This window comes from Janthinobacterium sp. OK676, assembly GCF_900103595.1.
In the GTDB taxonomy this organism is placed as follows: Bacteria; Pseudomonadota; Gammaproteobacteria; order Burkholderiales; family Burkholderiaceae_D; genus Janthinobacterium.
In genome coordinates this window covers 249564-270223 of record NZ_FNHA01000002.1, presented here as the reverse complement: position 1 = coordinate 270223, position 20660 = coordinate 249564, and the positions used below count along the sequence as shown (strand labels likewise).

Sequence of the window (20660 nt, the reverse complement as noted above, 5' to 3'; positions counted from 1 at the left end):
GGCAACTCGGCGGCGGGGCAATCTGCGCACCGCAATCAGCTTGCGGAAATACGGCAAAGTCCGCACCCTTGCGCCCGGCCGGGCGCCCGCCCAGCACATTGTCGATAACAACTCCGTCCGGTACAGCGCGCAAACTTGAAAATGCTTGACCTTCCTAGTGTGTCAGGTCGGATAAAGGTCATGGGAGTTGTTTCAGCTCAACAAAACCATGTCGACTCCAGTCGCGAAAGGCACAATGATGAAAGTCACACCAATAACCCTGATTACCGCGGTGCTGGGCACCGCGCTTGCCGTCAGCGGATGCAAGCAGACGGCGTCGCCTGCCGCTGCGGCCAAGCCGCCCGGCGTTCCCGTTGCCGAAGTGATCGTGCGCCAGGCAACACCGTACGTCGAGTTCAACGGCTCGCTGACCGCCGTCAAGCGGGTCGAGTTGCGCCCCCAGGTGGCCGGCTACTTGCAGGACGTGAGCGTGCCGGAAGGCCGCTTTGTCGAGAAGGGCAGCAAGCTCTTCGTGATCGATCCGCGCGTGTTCCAGGCGGCGGTGCATGCCGCCACGGCGCGCCTGCGCGAGGCCGAGGCGGCGTCGATGCTGGCGCAGACCGAGCATGCACGCGCCGAACAGCTGTTCGCCATGAAGATCGTCGCGCGCGACCGTCTCGACGTGGCGACGGCGGCCCTGCATGCGGGCAAGGCACAGGTCGACGCCGCCAAGGCCGCGCTCGACGCCGCTCAGCTGGAGCTCGGTTTCACGCGCGTCACGGCGCCGATCAGCGGACGTGTCGGCCAAGTGCTGGTCACCGAGGGCAACTACGTCGCCAGCGGCGTGACGCCCCTGACGACGATCGTTTCCATCGATCCCCTGCACGTGTATTTCGATGTCGATGAACGCACCTATTTGCGCTCGCTCGCCGCCGGCCGCGCCAGCGCCACCGCGCGTGGGGCGCAGGCGGCCAAGGTCATGGTGGCGCTGGCCACGGACAAGACATATGTACGTCCCGGCCGTGTCGATTTCCTGGCCAACGCCGCGGATCGCGGGACGGGTACGGTGCGTGTCCGCGCCGTCGTCGACAACCCCGATGGGAAACTCACGCCCGGCCTGTTTGCCAAGGTCCGGCTGGAGACGGGGGCGCAGCAAGCCAGGGTGCTGGTGTCCGATCAATCGATAGGCACGGACCAGGGGCGCCGCTATGTGCTGGTGGTCGGTAAAGGCGACAAGACGGAGTTCCGGCCCGTCGAGCTTGGCCCGATGGTCGACGGTTTGCGCGTGATCGAGCAGGGGCTGCAGCCGGGCGAGCGCATCGTCGTCAAGGGTCTCGTGCGCCCTGGCATGCAGGTGACGCCGCAGCCGGCCGGCATCGACGGCACGCCCGTCGCCGTGCCGAAAACCTCGGGAGCCGCGTAATGTCCTTCCCACGTTTCTTCATCGACCGCCCGATCTTTGCCATCGTCCTCTCGGTCCTGATGGTGCTCGCCGGCATCGTCGCCTTCTTCCAGATGCCGCTCAGCGAGTATCCTGCCGTGACGCCGCCGACCGTGCAAGTGAGCGCCGCCTATCCTGGCGCCAATCCCAAGGTGATCGCCGAAACGGTGGCGGCGCCGCTCGAGCAGGCCATCACCGGGGTCGAGGGCATGCAGTACATGTCGTCGCAATCGGCAACCGACGGCCGCATGACCCTGACCGTCACTTTCGCGCAGGGGACGAACGCCGACATGGCGCAGGTCCAGGTGCAGAACCGGGTCGCGCGCGCACTGCCGCGTTTGCCTGAAGAAGTGCAGCGCCAGGGCGTCGTCACGCAGAAAACCTCGCCGGATATCCTGATGGTGGTGCACCTGCTGTCGCCCGACAAGCGCTACGATCCCCTGTACATCTCGAATTACGCCTACCTGCAGGTGCGCGACGAGCTGTCCCGCATTCCCGGCATCAGCGACGTCCTCGTCTGGGGCGCGGGCGAATACAGCATGCGGCTGTGGCTCGACCCGAACCTGATCGCCGCACGCGGCCTGACGGCAGGCGAGGTGATTGCCGCCGTGCGCGAACAGAACGTGCAGGTGGCCGCCGGTTCCGTCGGCCAGTCGCCCGACTCCAGCGCCGCCTTCCAGGTGACGGTCAACACGCTCGGACGCCTGACCGACGAGGAACAGTTCGGCGACATCATCATCCGCACGGGCGCCGAAGGCCAGGTGACGCGTTTGCGCGACGTGGCCCGCATCGAGATGGGCGCCGACGCGTATGCGCTGCGCAGCCTGCTCGACGGCGAGCCGGCCGTCGCCTTGCAAATCATTCAAAGCCCGGGCGCCAATGCGCTCGACGTAGCGCAGGCGGTGCGCGACACCATGCAGCGGCTGGAGGAAAACTTCCCGGCAGGACTGAGTTCGCGCATCGCCTATGACCCGACGGTCTTTGTGCGTGCCTCGCTGGAATCGGTGGCAACAACTCTGCTGGAGGCGATCATTCTCGTCGTCATCGTGGTGGTGCTGTTCCTGCGCAACTGGCGCGCGTCGCTGATTCCCCTCATGGCGGTGCCGGTCTCGCTGATCGGCACCTTCGCCGTCATGCATCTGATGGGTTTTTCGCTCAACACCCTGTCCCTGTTCGGCCTGGTTCTGTCGATCGGTATCGTCGTCGATGACGCCATCGTGGTGGTCGAGAACGTCGAACGCCACATCGAAAATGGCGAAGAGCCCAGGCAAGCGGCAAGGCGCGCCATGGACGAGGTCACGGGCCCCATCATCGCGATCACCTCGGTGCTTGCCGCCGTGTTCATTCCGACCGCCTTCCTGAGCGGCCTGCAGGGCGAGTTCTACCGCCAGTTCGCGCTGACGATCGCCATCTCTACCATCCTGTCGGCCGTCAATTCGCTCACGCTCAGCCCGGCGCTTGCCGGCCTCCTGCTCAAGCCCCGCAAGGCCGGGGCCGTGCATGACCCGCGCAGCCTGCGTGGCCGCGCCGAGCGCCTGTTGCAGATGCTGGGCCGGCCGTTCCAGCGCGCGCCGGATGCGTATGGCAACACCGTGCGCAAAGTCGTCAGGGTCAGCGGCGTGGCCTTGCTCGTGTACGGCGGCCTGCTCGCGCTGACCTTCTTCGGCTTCAAGGCCGTGCCGCCGGGCTTCGTGCCGATGCAGGACAAATACTATCTGGTGGCAATCGCTCAGCTGCCCAACTCGTCATCGCTGGACCGCACCGATGCCGTCGCCAAGCAGATGTCGAAGATTGCGCTGGCCGAGCCTGGCGTTGAAAGCGTCGTCGCCTTCCCTGGTTTGTCGATCAACGGCTTCGTCAACGTGCCGAACGCGGCCGTCATGTTCGTCATGCTCGACCCGTTCAAGGCCCGCACGACGCCTGACCTCACGGCGAGCGCGATCGCCGGGCGCCTGCAGGCGAAGTTCGCCGGCATTCCCGACGGTTTCCTCGGCGTGTTCCCGCCGCCGCCAGTGCCCGGCCTTGGCGCGACCGGCGGCTTCAAGATGCTGGTCGAGGACCGTGGCAGCGCCGGGCTCGATGCCCTGGTGCAGCAGACGCATATCCTGATGACCAAGGCCAGCGAGTCGGGACAGGTGGCCGGACTCATGACCAGCCTGGACGTCAATGCCCCGCAGCTCGAGGTCGCCATCGACCGTACCCAGGTCAAGAGCCAGGGCGTGCGCCTGGCCGACGTGTTCGAGTCGCTGCAGATCTATCTCGGTTCCCTCTATGTCAACGATTTCAACCGCTTCGGCCGAACCTACAAGGTGACGGCCCAGGCCGATGCGGAGCATCGCATGCAGGCCGAGGCCATCGGCCGCTTGCAGGTACGTAACGCGGCCGGCGACATGCTGCCTTTGTCGTCGTTTGTCACCGTCACGCCCAGTTCCGGTTCTGACCGCGTGGTTCACTACAATGGCTATCCCTCGGCCGACATCTCGGGCGGCGCGATGCCAGGCGTCAGTTCGGGGCAGGCCGTGGCCGCCATGGAACGGCTGGCGAAGGAGGTGCTGCCTGAAGGCATGAGCTTTGAATGGACCGACCTTACCTACCAGCAAAAGCTGGCCGGCGATTCGGCGCTGTTCATCTTCCCGCTGTGTGTGCTGCTCGCCTATCTGATCCTGGCCGCGCAGTACAACAGCTGGCTGCTGCCGCTGGCCGTCCTGCTGATCGTGCCGATGTGTCTGCTGAGCGCGATCATCGGCGTGTGGCTGGCGGGCGGCGACAACAACATCTTTGTGCAGATCGGGCTCATCGTGCTCGTCGGACTGGCCGCCAAGAACGCCATCCTCATTGTCGAGTTCGCACGTAGCCTGGAAATGGAAGGGGCGAGCGCGCTCGATGCGGTCATCGAAGCTTGCCGGTTGCGACTGCGGCCCATCCTGATGACTTCGCTCGCCTTCATCGCCGGCGTCGTGCCGCTGGTCTTCGCCAGTGGCGCCGGCTCCGAGATGCGCCAGGCCATGGGCATCGCGGTGTTCGCCGGCATGCTGGGCGTGACACTGTTCGGATTGTTCCTCACGCCCGTGTTTTATGTGGTGATGCGCGCCCTGGCGGTCCGCTTCGAACGCCACACGCCAACGACCCAGACAAGCATGCACAGGAGCACGACATGAATCGCCCGTATCAAACAATTCTAGTCTCATTGAGTGGGCTCACGTTGCTGGCCGGCTGCGCGGTGGGACCCGATTATGCGCCGCCCTTGCCGCCGCCGCTGTCCGCATCGCAGTTTTCCGGCAGCGCAGGCCAGGCCTACGCCGGTCTTGTGCCGGGAGCGGTCGAGGTAGAGTGGTGGCGCAGCTTCGACGACCCGGCGCTGGTCGCCCTGATCCAGCGGGCGCTGGCGGCCAACCACGACGTCGGCATCGCTGCCGCCCGGCTCGCGCAGGCAAAAGCCTTGCTGCGCGAAGACAGGCAGGGCTTCCTGCCGCAAGGCGGCGCCGCGCTCGGGTACGAGAAGCGCCGCCTGAGCAAGGCCGAAACGCTGCCCGGCCAGCCGCGTCAGAGCGAAAGCTATCGCGGCACCGTCGATGCGTCCTGGGAGATCGACCTGTTCGGCCGCGTGCGGCGGTCCGTGGAGGCGGGCCAGGCGCAGGCGGGCTCGCGCGAGGCCTTGCTGCGCGGCGTGCAGGCGGGCGTCGCCGCCGCAGTGGCGGCCACCTGGTTCGAGCTGGGCGGCATCGAGGCTGAACTCGCCGTCGTGGCCAGCATCCGGCAAAGCCAGCGCGACAGCCTGGCACTGGTTGAACGCATGGTGAGCGCAGGCTCTGCCAGCGAGTTCGACCGGCTCCGTGCCGAGGCCTTGCTGCGCTCGGTGGAGGTGGCCGCGCCCGAACTGGAGCGCCGCCGCGCGGCCTCCGTCAACGCACTGGCCGTCCTGCTTGGCGAAGTGCCGCAGACGTTCAGCCTTCCCGCCGCCACGCCGCCAAGGGACGCGCTGACGGTGCGGACGATTGCCGTGGGCGATCCCGCCGGGCTCCTCGCGCGGCGCGCCGATATCGCGGAGGCCGAGCGCAACCTTGCCGCGGCAACCGCCCGCATCGGGGTGGAGACGGCGGGCCTGTATCCCGAGGTCCAGGTAACGGGTTCCATCGGACTCGTCGCGGGCAGTCTCGATGCGATGGGCGACGCCGGCATGCAATCGAGCTTGCTCGGCCCCGTCATCCGCTGGAATCTGCTCGACACGGGGCGCGTGCGCGCCCGCATCGCCGCCAGCGAGGCACGCGCCCGGGAAGCCCTGATCGCCTACGACCGGGCCGTCCTGCGCGCACTCCAGGAAACGGACGATGCCTTCAAGGCTTATGACACGGCAGGCAGCACGCTAGGCTTGCGGATGCTGGAGTCGGCGGCAAACCGCGAGGCTGCGCGTCTTGCCAGGCTACAATTTTCGGCAGGCGCCGGCCTCTACCTGGACGTGCTCGAAGCGGAACGGGCCGACTTCGCCAGCCGTCGCGCGCTGGCCGTCGCCCGCACCAACCAGCGGCTTGCCGTTGTCAGCATCTACAAGGCGCTGGGCGGCGGCTGGGAGATCTGCGCGCAGGCAAGCGACGGCTGTGAAGGCGCCGGGTCGCTTCCGCGGACGAAGCAACTCGCCGGCAGGCCTTGATCTTGCTGTGCGCGGGCAGCCGCTAGGCTTCGTAGACTATCCTGTAGAGAGCGCCTTTGCGCCGGATGTGTGCGAAGCCGAGTTCGCCAAGGTGCATGCCGGCGACAAGGATGTTGTCGGCGCTGACCACATCGAGCAGTGTCGAGCGTGTTGCGGCCGACAGCAGGGGATCCTGGTCGAATGCAATGGATACCTCGGGCCGCGCAATCTGGATTTGAGGGAAGTGGACAATATCCCCCCAAATCAACAGACTGCGGCCAGCGGATTCGATGCGATAACCGGAATGCCCTGGGGTATGCCCCGGTAGGGGCATGGCACTAATGCCAGGGAGAACTTCGTTCCCGGTAAACAGGCGCATCTTCTCCCGGTACTTGTCAAACACCTTGCGGGCAAACAGGAAGTTGCCGCGAGCGCGCTCACTTGCCCGGCTGAGATTGCCATCGTCCTCCCAGAAAGCAACCTCGTGCTGGTGGACCACCAGCTGCGCGTCGGGAAAGGCGGCTTCTCCTGACGCATCAAGCAGCCCGCCGACATGATCGGGATGCGCATGCGTCAGCAGTATCGTGTCGATGTCGGAAGGTAGTGCGCCAGCCAGCGCAAGATTGACTTTCAGCTTGCCGCCCCAGTGCTTGAATCCGCCTGCACCCGCATCAATCAGGATCGTGCGGCCGCGGCCGCGCACCAGATAGCAGTTGATATGGATGGAAGAGGGATCGTTCACTCCCGCGTCCTGCTGCAATTTTGACGCATCCATCCTATCGATATTGGAGAGCAAATCCAGACTGGCGGACAGGTAGCCGTCACTGATGGCCGTGATCGAAAACTCGCCTATCTGCTGGCTGGGAAATAGTATGTGATCCATTGCCGTATTCCTATCTGATAATCAATTGCGTGCATGAATGGCCGGGGGCGCATAGCCAAAACAGCGGATGCGTGCGGCCAGGCCCGTATTTGCTTTGATGATGGCCTCCAGCCTTTCCATGAACGCCTCCATGACGGCTTTCGTCCTGGACGGTACAAGCCGGTATCGGATTTCCGCATAAGCCGGATTCCCCCGGCCATGACGGACACCGACATAGATGACGTGCACGTTCTCCAGCGCCGCTTCAAGCATCCCTGTGCAGAGTTCGGTACATTGGTCGGTGAGCGCCGCCAGATTCGCATCTGGCGGCATCTTTTCTGTTGGCATGAAAATTGTCACGTTGGGCATGTGGCCTCTACCGTGAAATGTGCGCGGCGATATCGCTGCCATTCGTCAATTGAGCGGTCATGGGCGCATACAGATGCACGCCCTCGGGAAGCGCTTCCATGCCGGGGGCAATGGCGCGCTCCATCTTCGCCACCCATCGATGTTCGGGAAATCTTTCCAATGCGACAGCCTGCATCCGACAGGGAGCGAGGCCCATGTCGATGAGCGGTTCCGGGCCGACCGTACTCGTCACCAGATAGTCGTCTGCGCCGATGGCCGGGGCGCGCTCAAGGCCGGCATACAGATTGCGGTGCCAGTCGCTGATGTGCTGCTGCCAGCGCGCGAAATTGCCGCCGCCTTTCTGGCGATACTCTTCTCCTTGTAGCACATCGAGACTGTCGATCGTATGCATGGCGAGGTAGGCCGGGCAGCCGGCGCTCAAGGCCTTGAAGCGCTGCGAGGTATGGAAGCCGCCCACCGAAATGAGGGCGGGCAGTTTTTCCAGGCTATAGAAATGATTCCACTGCGCTTCGCTGGCGGGATCGGCAAAGCTGCATTCGACGGTATATATCATGAGATCGTTCGTGGCCGGACGCTTTGCGCACCGGCCTTCCTTGTTGATGTTCAGTCATTGTGCACCCTGAGTTTCGCCATATAAATCGATTTTTTGGTATGCTTCCATGATTAAAAATCAAGGTGAGCCGTTTGCCTGGCTCCGTCCCAGGAACTCCCATGCGCCGCAAGATCCCCAGCAACGCCGCTTTGATGGCCTTCGAGGCGGCCGCCCGCCATGGCAGTTTCGCCCGGGCGGCGGCGGAGTTGTCGCTGACGGAAGGGGCGATCAGCCGCCAGATTGGCCGGCTGGAAGTCTTTCTTGGCGTTACCTTGTTTGAACGAGTCGGCAATCGCGTGCGGCTGTTGCCGAACGGCGAGCGTTATGCGGCGCAAGTGCGCGAATCGCTCGACCGGCTGGAGCGCGACAGCCAGTACCTGATGGGCCAACCCATCGATGGTGCCAGCCTCGACATTGCCGTCATCCCGACGTTCGCCATGCGGTGGCTGATTCCCCGCCTGCCACAATTCCAGCGGCAGCATCCGAACATCACTGTGCATCTCACCGAACGCATGCACCCCTTCGTTCTTGCCGGCAGCGGCTTCGATGCCGCGCTCCATTTCGAGCACCCGGCCTGGACAGGAATGCGTACGTACCCACTGTCGCATGAGGTGCTGGTTCCGGTTTGCCATCCCGCGCTTCTGAAAGGCGCAACCGCACTGGACACGCTGCCGCGTCTGCACCGGCGGCAGAATCCGGATGCCTGGGAACGTTATTCCCGGGAAACCGGAGTCGCGCTGAACAATCCTGCGACCGGTGCGCGCTACGATCTGCATGCCATGCTGATCGAGGCGGCATTGGCCGGCCTCGGCGTCGCCCTGGTGCCGCGCCTTTACGTGGAAACGGAGCTGGCGCAAGGCCGCTTGGCCGCTCCGTGGCCCGATGGAAAAACCATCTCCAAGACCTTCTGCATCGTCCTCCCCGAGCCCATCGGCCTGAGCGGAAAACCCATCCAGGCATTCACGCAATGGATACTGGCCGAGGCGAAGAAAACGACGACGGCTGTGCCGCAGGCCTAGCCCATCGAGGGCGGCCCGGCCTTGAGGGGGTCGTCCGCATCGCATTCCATGCTCCCTTTCCCGCATTCCATCCCTCGATTTGCGTCCTCCATCACTGTCATCAACCCGGCGATATGGCTTTGGCCTATGATGTGCTGGCACATGCACAATTATCAAGTTTTCCTTCATTCCACAACCATGAGGTATCCATGATTCGCTATGTCCTGCCTGTCCTGTTGTTCGCCGGCGCACTGCCGGCGCACGCCCAAGCCCCTGTCAAGGAAACGCCGCTGATCGAGCGGGCCAAGCTGTTCGGCAATCCCAGCAAGTCCGGCGGCAAGCTCAGCCCCGATGGGCGGTGGCTGTCGTGGATCGCGCCGCGCGACGGCGTGCTCAATGTGTGGGTGGCGCCGGCCAATGACCTGGCACAGGCGCGGCCGTTGACGGAAGAAAAAGTGCGGCCCATCCGCAGCAGCTTCTGGTCGCCCGATTCGACGACCCTGCTGTTCATCCAGGACAAGGGCGGCGACGAGAATTTCCTGCTGTACGGCGTGAACGTGGCGAGCGGCAAGCAGGTCAACTACACGCCGTTCGAGAAGACGCGCGTGCGGATCGTGCAGATCAGCAGCAAGGTCAAGGACCGCATCCTCGTCGGCATCAATAACCGCGATGCGCGCTGGCACGACGTGTACAGCCTGGACCTGGCCAGCGGCAAGCTGACCCTGGTGCAGCAGAACGATGGCTATGGCGGCTATCTGGCCGATGAACTGCTCAACCTGCGCATCGCCAGCAAGGCGCGCGCCGATGGCGGCATGCAGTATTTCCGCCTGACCGATGGCAAGGTCGAGAGTACGCCGCTGGCCGAAGTGGACCTGGAAGACTCGCAGACGACGGCGCCGCTGGCGTTTACGGTCGACGGCAAGACCCTGTACTGGACCGATTCGCGCGGCCGCAATACTTCGGCGCTGCTGGCGCAGGACGTGGCCAGCGGCAAGAGCACGGTGGTGGCGCAAGACCCGCGTTCCGACATCGCCGATGCGCTGTACGATACGCGCACGGGCCAGGTGCAAGCCTATACGGTCAATTATCTGCAGCAGGAATATCTGCCGCTGACGAACGAACTGAAAGCCGATCTGGCTTTCCTGAAGAAAAACACGCAGGGCCAGTTCACGGTGACGTCGCGCACGGACGCCGACGACAAGTGGCTGGTGTCCGTCGACGCCGTCACGGCGCCGCCATCGAGCTGGCTGTACGAACGCAAGACCAAAAAGCTCACGCGTTTATACGTGACCCGGCCTGAACTGGAAGGCGCGCCGCTGGTGCCCATGTATCCGCAGCAGATCAAGGCGCGCGACGGCCTGACTTTGGTGTCCTACCTGACCTTGCCGCAGGCGTCGAAGGCCACCGCCGGCGGCAAGGCCATGCAGGCCGTGCCGATGGTGCTGCTGGTGCACGGCGGCCCGTGGGCGCGCGACACCTATGGCTACAACGGCTACCACCAGTGGCTGGCCAACCGCGGCTATGCCGTGCTGTCGGTGAACTTCCGCGGCTCGACGGGCTTCGGCAAGCAATTCATTTCGGCCGGCGACCTGCAGTGGGGCCGCAAGATGCATGACGACTTGCTCGACGCCGTGCAATGGGCCGTCAAGAGCGGCGTGACGAGTGCCGACAAGGTGGCCATCATGGGCGGCTCGTACGGCGGCTACGCCACCCTGGCCGGCATGGCGTTCACGCCGACGACGTTTGCCTGCGGCGTCGACATCGTCGGCCCGTCGAACCTGTTTACCTTGCTGCAAACGATACCGCCGTACTGGGAAGCGGGCAAGCAGCAGTTCTACAAGCGCATGGGCGACCCGACGACGGAAGAGGGCAAGGCGCTGCTGAAGGAGCGCTCGCCGCTGAACTTTGCGCACAACATCCAGCGCCCGCTGCTGATCGGCCAAGGCGCCAACGATCCACGCGTCAATGTGGCGGAATCGGACCAGATCGTGGCGGCCATGGCGGCGAAGAATATTCCCGTCACGTATGTGCTGTTCCCCGATGAGGGACATGGTTTTGCCCGGCCCGTCAACAACATCGCCTTCAATGCCGTGACGGAAAACTTTCTGGGCCAATGCCTGGCTGGCCGCGCCGAACCAATTGGCGCCACCCTGAAGGCGTCGACCGCGCAGGTCAAGCATGGCGCCGAGTTCGCGCCGGGCTTGCTGGAGGCGATGCGCTAGTTGGCGAAACGATGTGGGCGGACGGGCTTGATGGCCCGGGCCGCCGCATTGTTGCCGCGCGCGGAAGGGGAGCATTTCATGCCCAAAGATGTGCCAAAGCGGTAATGCTTGCATTAGAATAAATCATTGCTTCAGTCACAGCGCTCATGGAATGGAATACCTGCAATGATGAATGTATTGACTCTGGAACACTTCGCCACGCGCGTCAACGATACATTTGTCTCGGTCAGCGACGGGCATGCCGCTTTCATCCTGAAGGAGGTGCGTCCTTTGCAGTCCGCTACGCTGGAGGGCATGCTGCGCGCGCCGTTCAGCTTATTGTTCCACCATAGCTCCGCCATCGTCTTTAGCCAAAAAATCTTTCAGCTGCAGCATGATGCATTTGGCGAGGTGGGGATATTCCTGGTGCCGGTGGCGCGTGACAGCCACGGTTTTCTGTATCAGGCCGTGTTCAACTGAGCTGCTTGTCGAACGGCGCGGACGCCGGGCGGGCCAGGCGGGCGCCGTGTGGCGCCGCCTGTCCGCCGTTCAACCGTCAATCAAACGCGGGAAACTCGCCTTGCAGGGCGATGCAGAAATTGAGGGCCAGCATGGGCTGGCGATTTTCGTGCGCCTGCCCGCTGCCGGCCGAGGCGACTGCCTGGGGAGACAAGGTGGTGTTGGGCGTTGCCGCCGGCACGAAGGCGTTCGTACCGGTGATGCTGGTCAGGCCATCGCCCGTTTGCGGCACGTTGCGTTGCAGGCTGGGATCGGTCTGGCGGCTCAAGGTCAGTTGATGCGTGTGCGCGGGGATCTGCGTGGCGTCCAGCTGGACCGTGTTGGTGCCGAATGTTTCGCCCATCACGCGTGGTGTCAGGCCCGGCCCTTGGCCCTGGCTGCAAGGCGCGCGTCCCGTGAAGTTGGGCAACTGGAAGGTGTTGACCCCGTCGCCGCCATATTGCGTACCAATTAATGAAAACAGCGCGGTATTTTGCCGTATCTGCAGGGTGGCGCCATTGCAGCTGGCCCAGCCGTAGGGGGTGTAATTGAAACCGAAGACTTGTATTTCGCCAAGGTATGGTGTTGTCACGGTAGGTTCTCCTGATCGATTTGATGGGCTGCGCTTGCCTGCCTGATGTTATTGCTGGGATGGGAAAATGCCTGCCCATGCGATGCAAAATGACGCCGTCAGGGTGGGCATGGTGTTCTCATGCGGCAAGTTGCCGCCAGCGCTGCCCGTTGCCGCAGGCGCCAATGCATAGGTGGTGAGGCCAGTCAGGCTGCTGGTGTACATCTTGTCGTTATTGACCGGGGCTGCCAGCTGTGTGTTGGCCGCTGGCGTATTCACCGTCGCCAGCGAGCTGAGCGCACTGACCACGTGCGTATGCGCGGGAAGCTGGGTCTGCAGCAAGGTCACCGTTTCGCTGCCGCCTTTTTGCCCCATGACGCGTGGCGTCAGGCCCGGGCCCGTACCCTGGTGCAGGGGAACCTGGCCGCGCAGGTCGGGCACGCCGAAGGTATTGACGCCGTCGCCACCGTAGGTGGTACCCAGCAGGATGTACAGCACTTCGTATTCGGAGATCGGTTTCAGGCTGCCGTCGCAGGCAAACCAGCCGGTGGGAATGCGGGGAAAGGAAAACAGGCGGATTTCGCCGACATAGGGTGTGGACATGACTGGGCTCCGTGGGAAGTGGCGGACACGTTAGTTGCGCGAAGGGTAGGTGCCGCTCAGGGCGATATTGAAATTGAGTACCTGGAATGGCTGCATATTCGTATGCGCCAGGTTGCCGCCTGTCTGGGCCAATGTCTGGTTGTTCAAGGGTACTTGCGGGCCCGCCGTGCCATAGATGGCTTCCGCGCCGCTGCCGCCATACAGCGTGTTGGTGGGGTTCTTCGTGGTGCCGGGAGCGGTCGAGGCATTGAGCGCATGCGTATGCGGTGGAATCTGACTTAATGTCAAAGTGATAGCTTCCGCACCGGCACGCGTACCGATCGGGTAGGGGCTGGGCTGCCAGGAACCGTCCGCAGAACTGCCTGCGCCGACCGGGGTGGTGCCTTGCAAGTTAGGCAAGGCGAAGGTGGTACTGCCGTTACCCCCGTAGTACGTACCCAGCAGTGAAAATAGCGCCTGATTCTGCGCAATTGGTAGCAATTGCCCGTTACATGCTGCAAATCCACGCGGCACAAAACCAAAGCCGCTCATCATGATTTGTCCCAGATATACATCAGCCATCATCACTCTCCCACGGTTGCAATGCCATCAAATGCGAAAGGAATAATATTTTCCGTTTGCAATCAATATTGTTTTTTGAAAAACCCTTTTTGTCATAGTTACTTTATTGAAATCTCGGAGTAGCATACGTTGACATATGGCAAGCGTCAACAGCTGTTGGCCCTGTAAAAGAGCCTTGGACAGGCTTCGATAGCCGCCTGAATTCCCTTTTCTTTTTCATCTGAAAAACTCTGTATTGGAGAAATCATGTTGCGCACTTGCAACGATGTCGCCACCCGCCCGGCATTTTCTTTCCTGCTTTCTTTTTTTGATCGAAACAAGGGCCGAATGCCAGATCGTGCCGCTGACAGGCCGCCAGTATCCGGCCGATTCGTGCACTGGTGCGCTTCGCTGTGCCTGATGATGCTGGCGCTCGGCATTAACCCGGCACAGGCTGCAAATGGTGATCCGAGCACGAAATGTATTCCCAATCAGAGAAGTTTTACCGTCGCTTCAGGGGCTTCCTATGTGGTTGATTTGTCGAGTTGTAGCGAATTTGGCTTGACGGACAATGACGCGACGGCACTGCACGGCACGATTACCGGCCTTGTCGGTAACGGTACCGGTATTGCGACCTATATCAATAACGGCGACGGGGCGCTGTCCGACAGCTTTGTTCTGTGGGACGAGGACAGCAAGGCCGTGACTTTTACGGTGACCGTCTTGCCTCCCTCCGCCGCCTTCACCGTGTCGCCGGGCAGTTTGACGGCGCCCGTGATCGGCGTGCCGTACAGCCAGGCCATGTCGGCTAGCGGCGGCGTGGCGCCCTATACCTACGCGTTTGATTCCGGCACCTTGCCGCCTGGCATCACCGTATCGGCCAGCGGCGTGATTTCCGGCACCGTGACGGCTACCGGTGCCTATGTGTTCAGCGTCAAGGTCACTGATTCGACGGCCGGCACGCCGCTGACCGTCACCAAGAACTATTCCGTGTCGATCGCCATACCGATCTTGTCCATCACGCCGACCACGCTGACGGCTGGCGGGCAGTCTGTGGCCTACAGCCAGCAGATGTCCACTTCCAATGGCACCGCGCCCTATACGTATGTGGTGGAGTCGGGCAGTTTGCCGCCTGGCCTGAACTTGTCGTCCAGCGGCTTGTTATCGGGTACACCCACCGCCCTGGGCACCTATAACTTTGTGATGAAATCGACGGATGTCACGGGCGGCAACGGGCCGTACAACACGTCCAGAAGCTATTCCCTGGTGATCAACGCCCAGCCGCCGCCAACCATCACCGGCGTGTCTCCTGCGTCCGGCCCCACGACGGGCGGCACGTCCGTCACGATCACCGGTACCGGCTTTACGGGCGCCACGGCGGTGAAGTTTGGCGCCACCAACGCTACCGGCTATACCGTCAACAGCGCCACGCAGATCACGGCGACGGCACCGGCCGGCAGCGCAGGCACCGTGAACGTCACCGTTACCACGGCTGGCGGCACCAGTGCCACTGGCGCCGCCAACCAGTTCACGTATATTCCCGCGCCAACGGTCACCAGCATTTCGCCGACGGCAGGGCCTACCGCCGGCGGCACCAGCGTCACCATCACGGGCACGGGCTTGACGGGCACCACGGCCGTGACCTTCGGCGCCACGGCGGCGACGGGTTTCACGGTCAACAGTGCCACGCAGATCACTGCGACGGCGCCAGCGGGCAGCGCCGGCACGGTGAACGTGCGCGTCACCACGACGGGCGGCACCAGCGCCACCAGCGCGGCAAACCAGTACACCTACGTGGCAACACCGACGGTGACGAGCATTTCGCCGACGGCGGGTCCCTCGACGGGCGGCACCACGGTCACCATCACCGGTTCGAATTTCAGCGGCACGACGGCGGTGACCTTCGGCGCCACGGCAGCCACGGGATTTACCGTCAACAGCGCCACGCAGATCACGGCGACGGCACCAAGCGGCACGGGCACGGTCGATGTGCGCGTGACCACGACGGGCGGCACCAGCGCCACCAGCGCCGCCGATCAATTTACGTATGTGGGCGCACCGGTGGTGAGCGGTATTTCCCCAACCTCCGGCACAACTGCCGGGGGCGCCACGGTCATCATTACCGGCACGGGCTTTAGCGGCACGACGGCGGTGACCTTCGGCGCCACGGCGGCGACGGGCTTTACCGTCAACAGCGCCGCGCAGATCACGGCGACGGCGCCAAGCGGCACGGGCACGGTCGATGTGCGTGTGACCACGACGGGCGGCACCAGCGCCACCAGTGCGGCGGACCAGTTCACCTACGTGACGGTACCCGTTGCCGGCGCCGTCAGCGCGACGGTGGCGTACGGCAGTAGCGCCAATCCGATCACCCTGAACCTGAGCGGCGGTATCGCGACCTCGGTGGCCGTGTCGTCCACAGCTGCGCATGGCACGGCGACGGCCACCGGCACGAGCATCAGCTACACGCCGACGGCAGGTTACGGCGGGCCAGACAGCTTTACTTATACCGCTACCAACGGCAGCGGCACGTCAGCACCGGCCACCGTGACGATCACCGTCGGCGGACCCACCATCACGATTGCGCCAAGCACCGTGCCAGCAGCGACCTTAGGGACGACCTACAGTCAGAACGTGACGGCCGCGAACGGCATCGCGCCATACACCTATGCGATCAGCGCCGGCGCCTTGCCGGCCGGGGTGAGTCTGAATACCGCCACCGGCGCGCTGTCTGGTACGCCGATGGCGGGCGGCGTCTTCAACTTTACCGTGCGGGCAACGGACAGTTCGACGGGCAGCGGCCCATATTCCGGCGCGCGCGCCTATTCGCTGACGGTGGCGGCACCGACGATCAGCATCGCACCGACGACCCTGCCGGCGATGACGTCCGGTGTCGCCTACAGCCAGACTATAGCCGCCAGCGGCGGAACCAGTACGTACACCTACGCCAAAACGGCTGGCAGCCTGCCCGCAGGTTTGGCCCTGGCAGCGGACGGTACCCTGTCCGGCACGCCCACTGCGGCAGGCGCGTACAGCTTTACCGTCACAGCGACCGACAGCAGTACCGGCGCCGGTCCCTATTCGGGCTCGCGCGCCTATTCCGGCACGGTGGCGGCACCGACGATCAGCATCGCACCGACGACCCTGCCGGCGATGACGTCCGGTGTTGCCTACAGCCAGACTATAGCCGCCAGCGGCGGAACCAGTACGTACACCTATGCCAAAACGGCTGGCAGCCTGCCCGCAGGTTTGGTCTTGGCAGCGGACGGTACCCTGTCCGGCACGCCCACTGCGGCAGGCGCGTACAGCTTTACCGTCACAGCGACTGACAGCAGTACCGGCGCCGGTCCCTATTCGGGCTCGCGCGCCTATTCCGGCACGGTGGCGGCCGGTGCGCCGACTGCCGGCGCCGTTAGCGCCACGGTAGCTTACGGCAGCGGCCCCACGTCGATCACGTTGAGCTTGGGCGGCGGCGCGGCGACGTCGGTGGCCGTGGCCTCCGCCGCTGCGCATGGTACGGCGACGGCCAGCGGCACCAGCATCACCTATACGCCAGCGGCTGGTTATGCCGGCTCCGACAGTTTTAGCTACACGGCCAGTAATGGTATCGGCACCTCGCCACCGGCCACCGTGACAGTAACGGTAGGCAACCCTACTGTTGCACTGACGCCAGTCACCTTGCCTAATGCGACAGCGGAAGCGACATATTCCGCGCCCCTGACGGTGACAGGCGGCACGGCGCCATACACCTTCAGCATCAGCAGCGGCACCTTGCCTGCGGGCTTGACCCTGAATGCATCTACTGGCGTATTGTCGGGGACGACCAATGTGGCCGGCAGCTTCCCTGTCAGCATCAAGGTGACCGACAGCAGCACGGGCACGGGGGCGCCATTCAGCGCCACCAACAGCTATACCTTGAGCGTTGCCGCGCCGACCATCGCGGTGACTCCGGCAACGCTGGCGGCGCTAAAAGTGGCCACCGCATACAGCCAGCAATTGACGGCCAGTGGCGGCATCGCCCCGTATGCCTTTACGGTGTCGGGCGGCAGCCTGCCAGCGGGCCTGACCCTGAGCGGCAGCGGTCTGCTCGGCGGCACGCCGACGGCGGCCGGCAGCGTCACCTTGACCGTGCAGGCGGCCGATGCGCACCAGTTCACCGGCGCGCAAAGCTATACTCTGGTGGTGTCATCGGCCAATGTCAGCCTGACGCCAGCGACCTTGCCCAATCCGACGGCGGAAGCTGTTTACACGGCGACGCTGACGGCGGCGGGCGGTACGGCGCCGTACACCTATAGCCTGGCCAGCGGCAGCCTGCCTGCAGGCTTGAGCCTGAACGCATCCACGGGCGTATTGTCCGGTAGGACCAATGTGGCCGGCAGCTTCCCTGTCAGCATCAAGGTTAGCGATAGCAGCACGGGGACGGGCGCGCCGTTCAGCGCCACCAACAGCTATACCTTGACCGTTGGCGCGCCCGCCATCACGGTGACGCCAAGCACCTTGCCGGCGGCGACAGTCGCCACGCTTTACAGTCAGCAATTGACGGCCAGCGGCGGCGTCGCTCCGTATGCCTATACGGTGTCGAGCGGCAACCTGCCTGCGGGCCTGACCCTGAACGGCAGTGGTTTGCTCAGTGGCACGCCGACGGCGGCCGGCAGTTTTACGTTGACCGTGCAGGCGGAAGATGCGCACCAGTTCACCGGCACGCAAGCTTATACGCTGACTGTCGCGTCAGCCACGGTCAGCCTGACGCCAGCCAGCCTGCCCAATCCAACGGCGGAGTTGGCCTATACCACAACCCTCACGGCGGCGGGCGGCACGGCGCCGCATACCTTCAGCATCAGCAGCGGTACCTTGCCTGCCGGCCTGACCCTGAATGCGGCGACCGGCGTGCTGTCCGGCACCACCAATGTGGCGGGCAGCTTCCCTGTCAGCATCAAGGTCACGGACAGCAGCACGGGCGTGGGGGCGCCGTTCAGCGCCACCAACAGTTATACCTTGGTCGTCGCTGCGCCAACCCTGACCCTGACGCCGAGCAGCCTGGCGGCGATCCGCGCCGGCGACGCGTACAGCCAGCCATTCACGGCAGGCGGCGGCGTCGCGCCTTACGTCTATTCGGTGAGCGGCGGCGCCTTGCCGGCGGGCCTGGTGCTCGATGCGGCGACCGGCACCGTCAGCGGCACGCCGACGGTGGCGGGCAGCTACAACTTCACCTTGCAGGCGAAGGACGCGCATCAGTTCACGGTGCAGCAAGCCTTGACCCTGCAGGTGAACCAGGCACCGCCGTCCGTGGCCAATGAAGCGGCGACCATCTCGGCGAACCAGGAAGTGAGCCTGACTATTGATGCAACCGACGGCAGCCCCATCACGGCAGTGACGATCGTCACGCCGCCCAGCCATGGACGGGTCGATATCGTTTCGTCGGCGCGCATGGCCGGCCTGGCGCGCGGCATCGCTGCCGCGGCTCCCGCTGTCAGCCGCTTCATCGTCACCTACACGCCGAACAAGGATTACTTTGGTCCGGACAGCTTCAGCTATACGCTGACGGGCCCTGGCGGCGTATCGGCTCCGGCCACGTTCAGCCTTGTGGTGGCGCCGCAACCGGTGCCGGCACCTGTCGCCAAGACGGCGACGGTATTGGCCGGCACGCCCGTGACCTTGCCCGTGACGGAAGGCGCCACGGGCGGCCCATTCACGGCCGTGGCCATCACGACGCAGCCTGCCAGCGGCACGGCAGCGGTCAGCGGCATGGACATCGTCTACACGCCAGGCATCAACACCAGCGGCGAGATCAGCATCGGCTACACCGTGTCGAACGTGTTCGGCACGTCGGCGCCGGTGAAATCGACCATCACCGTCAATCCGATGCCGCAAGTGGTCAGCCAGAGCGTCACGGTAGTGGCCGGCCTGACGGTCACTGTCGACCTGACGGCGGGCGCAACGGGCGGTCCGTTCACGGCGGCCAATGTACTGAGCGTGGCGCCGGCCGAGGCGGGCAAGGTCGTGGTGCGCGACGTGGGCGCGGCCGGCAAGCCGTCGTACCAGCTGAGCTTTGCGGCCTCGGGCAAGTTCGCCGGCGCGGCCGTCGTCAGCTATACCCTCAGCAATGCCTTCGCCACCTCGAAACCGGGCGTCGTCAACGTGACGGTGACGGCGCGGCGCGACCCGTCGGTCGATCCGGAAGTGATCGGCCTGCAGGCGGCGCAAGCCGATGCGGCGCGGCGCTTTGCCAGCGCACAGCTGTCGAACTTCACGCAGCGCCTGGAAAGCCTGCATGGCGATGGCTGGGGACGCTCGAGCTTTGGCCTGAGCCTGACGCCGCCGAACGACAGCGGCAACCCGACGGCGGCGCTGGCGCGCTGGCAGGCGGACGAAGCGGACCGCGTGTTTGGCATGGCCGTGAAACCGTTCATGCGCAAGGCGGCCTTGCGCCAGCCAGCCGCTGGTTTCAGCAGCGATGCGCGGCAGCAGGTGGACGTCAGCGGTGCCACCAGCGGCTTGCCGGACATGCCGCAAAAACCCGACACGCAGAAGCAGGCCTTGTCTCTGTGGCTCGGTGGTGCGGTCGACTTCGGCCAGCACTATGTGAATGGCCGCGAGACGGGCTTCCGTTTCCGCACCAACGGCGTGAGCGTGGGCGGCGATTACCGTCTCAGCGACCTGGCGACCCTGGGCGTGGGCGCCGGCTTCAGCCATGACCGCAGCGACGTGGGCCAGAACGGCAGCCGCAGCACGGCCGACAGCGCCGTCGCGGCCGTGTATGGCAGCCTGCGTCCGAGCAAGGGTGTCTTCCTCGACGGCGTGCTTGGCTACGGCACTTTGCAGTACGACGCGTCGCGCTACCTGAGCGATGGCAGTGGTTTCGCCACGGGCGAGCGCGATGGCAAGCAGGTCTTCGGCGCGCTGGTCGGCGGCATCGAGATGCGCCACGACACCTGGATGTGGTCGCCCTACGGCCGAGTGGAACTGATGTCGGCCAAACTTGATCCGTACACGGAAAAGGCCAGCGGCATCAACGCCCTGAGCTACTTCAAGCAGACCGTGCGTTCGCGCATCGGCGCGCTCGGCGTGCGGGCCGAGGGCATCTATGTGGGTGGCCTGGGCACGTGGTTCCCGCGCGCGCGGCTCGAGTATCGCCACCAGTTCCAGGGTGCCGACGATGCGCGCCTGGCATATGCCGACCTAGTGGCCGACGGCCCCGTGTACGTGATCCGCACGGTACCGCAGCAGACGGGCAACTGGACGGCGGGGCTGGGCGTCAAGCTGCTGCTGTCGAACGGCATGACCCTCACCCTGGACTACAACAGCAATCTGAACATCGATAGCGGGCGTACCCAGTCGGTGATGTTCGGCATCGCCATGCCATTGAAGTAATCAGTCAG

13 protein-coding genes are annotated in these 20660 nt (G+C 64.4%); 7 read left to right on the top strand and 6 right to left on the bottom strand.

What is annotated here, in order from left to right:
* The first annotated feature begins 235 nt into the window (after positions 1–235).
* Genes BLU39_RS04825 through BLU39_RS04815 form a run of 3 tightly spaced genes read left to right on the top strand, consistent with a single transcriptional unit; the run spans position 236 to position 6068 of the window.
* Positions 236–1402 carry an efflux RND transporter periplasmic adaptor subunit gene (locus tag BLU39_RS04825; RefSeq protein WP_302848391.1) on the top strand — a complete coding sequence of 389 codons (1167 nt, stop codon included), beginning with the start codon at positions 236–238 and terminating at the stop codon, positions 1400–1402.
* A complete protein-coding gene (locus BLU39_RS04820; protein WP_092710449.1) occupies positions 1402–4578 on the top strand; it encodes an efflux RND transporter permease subunit in 3177 nt (1058 codons plus the stop codon). Before BLU39_RS04825 ends, BLU39_RS04820 begins: the two co-directional genes overlap by 1 nt.
* Positions 4575–6068 (top strand): efflux transporter outer membrane subunit, encoded by a 1494-nt coding sequence (locus BLU39_RS04815; RefSeq protein ID WP_092710447.1) that lies wholly within the window; start codon positions 4575–4577, stop codon positions 6066–6068. The genes BLU39_RS04820 and BLU39_RS04815 overlap by 4 nt, the downstream gene beginning before the upstream one ends.
* A gap of 22 nt (positions 6069–6090) precedes the next feature.
* On the opposite strand, the gene BLU39_RS04810 is transcribed toward BLU39_RS04815, so the two are convergent.
* Genes BLU39_RS04810 through BLU39_RS04800 form a run of 3 tightly spaced genes read right to left on the bottom strand, consistent with a single transcriptional unit; the run spans position 6091 to position 7831 of the window.
* Entirely contained in the window at positions 6091–6930 is an 840-nt protein-coding gene (locus tag BLU39_RS04810) for an MBL fold metallo-hydrolase (RefSeq protein ID WP_092710444.1), read from the bottom strand.
* A 21-nt stretch (positions 6931–6951) separates the two neighbouring features.
* Entirely contained in the window at positions 6952–7278 is a 327-nt protein-coding gene (locus BLU39_RS04805; RefSeq protein WP_092710441.1) for a hypothetical protein, read from the bottom strand.
* 7 nt (positions 7279–7285) lie between these two features.
* Positions 7286–7831: a sugar ABC transporter gene (locus tag BLU39_RS04800; protein ID WP_092710439.1), complete on the bottom strand. Its 546-nt coding sequence runs from the start codon at positions 7829–7831 to the stop codon at positions 7286–7288.
* Between the two features lie 158 nt (positions 7832–7989).
* Here BLU39_RS04800 and BLU39_RS04795 point away from each other — a divergent pair, with 158 nt between their 5' ends.
* From BLU39_RS04795 to BLU39_RS04785, 3 genes are all read left to right on the top strand, one after another.
* Positions 7990–8889 carry a LysR substrate-binding domain-containing protein gene (locus BLU39_RS04795; RefSeq protein WP_092710436.1) on the top strand — a complete coding sequence of 300 codons (900 nt, stop codon included), beginning with the start codon at positions 7990–7992 and terminating at the stop codon, positions 8887–8889.
* 188 nt (positions 8890–9077) lie between these two features.
* Positions 9078–11090: a S9 family peptidase gene (locus BLU39_RS04790; protein ID WP_092710434.1), complete on the top strand. Its 2013-nt coding sequence runs from the start codon at positions 9078–9080 to the stop codon at positions 11088–11090.
* Between the two features lie 165 nt (positions 11091–11255).
* Positions 11256–11549, top strand: a complete 294-nt coding sequence (locus tag BLU39_RS04785; RefSeq protein ID WP_232731160.1) for a DUF6916 family protein — start codon at positions 11256–11258, stop codon at positions 11547–11549.
* A 76-nt stretch (positions 11550–11625) separates the two neighbouring features.
* Here the strand turns inward: BLU39_RS04785 and BLU39_RS04780 are convergent, their stop codons facing one another.
* Genes BLU39_RS04780 through BLU39_RS04770 form a run of 3 tightly spaced genes read right to left on the bottom strand, consistent with a single transcriptional unit; the run spans position 11626 to position 13305 of the window.
* Positions 11626–12159: a phage tail protein gene (locus tag BLU39_RS04780; protein ID WP_092710431.1), complete on the bottom strand. Its 534-nt coding sequence runs from the start codon at positions 12157–12159 to the stop codon at positions 11626–11628.
* A gap of 48 nt (positions 12160–12207) precedes the next feature.
* The gene (locus BLU39_RS04775) at positions 12208–12741 is read right to left on the bottom strand and encodes a phage tail protein (RefSeq protein ID WP_092710429.1); all 534 of its coding nucleotides are present in this window, start codon (positions 12739–12741) and stop codon (positions 12208–12210) included.
* A gap of 30 nt (positions 12742–12771) precedes the next feature.
* Positions 12772–13305, bottom strand: a complete 534-nt coding sequence (locus BLU39_RS04770) for a phage tail protein (protein WP_314607724.1) — start codon at positions 13303–13305, stop codon at positions 12772–12774.
* Between the two features lie 537 nt (positions 13306–13842).
* On the opposite strand from BLU39_RS04770, the gene BLU39_RS04765 reads away from it, so the two are divergent.
* The gene (locus BLU39_RS04765) at positions 13843–20652 is read left to right on the top strand and encodes a putative Ig domain-containing protein (RefSeq protein WP_175539214.1); all 6810 of its coding nucleotides are present in this window, start codon (positions 13843–13845) and stop codon (positions 20650–20652) included.
* Positions 20653–20660: the final 8 nt, after the last annotated feature.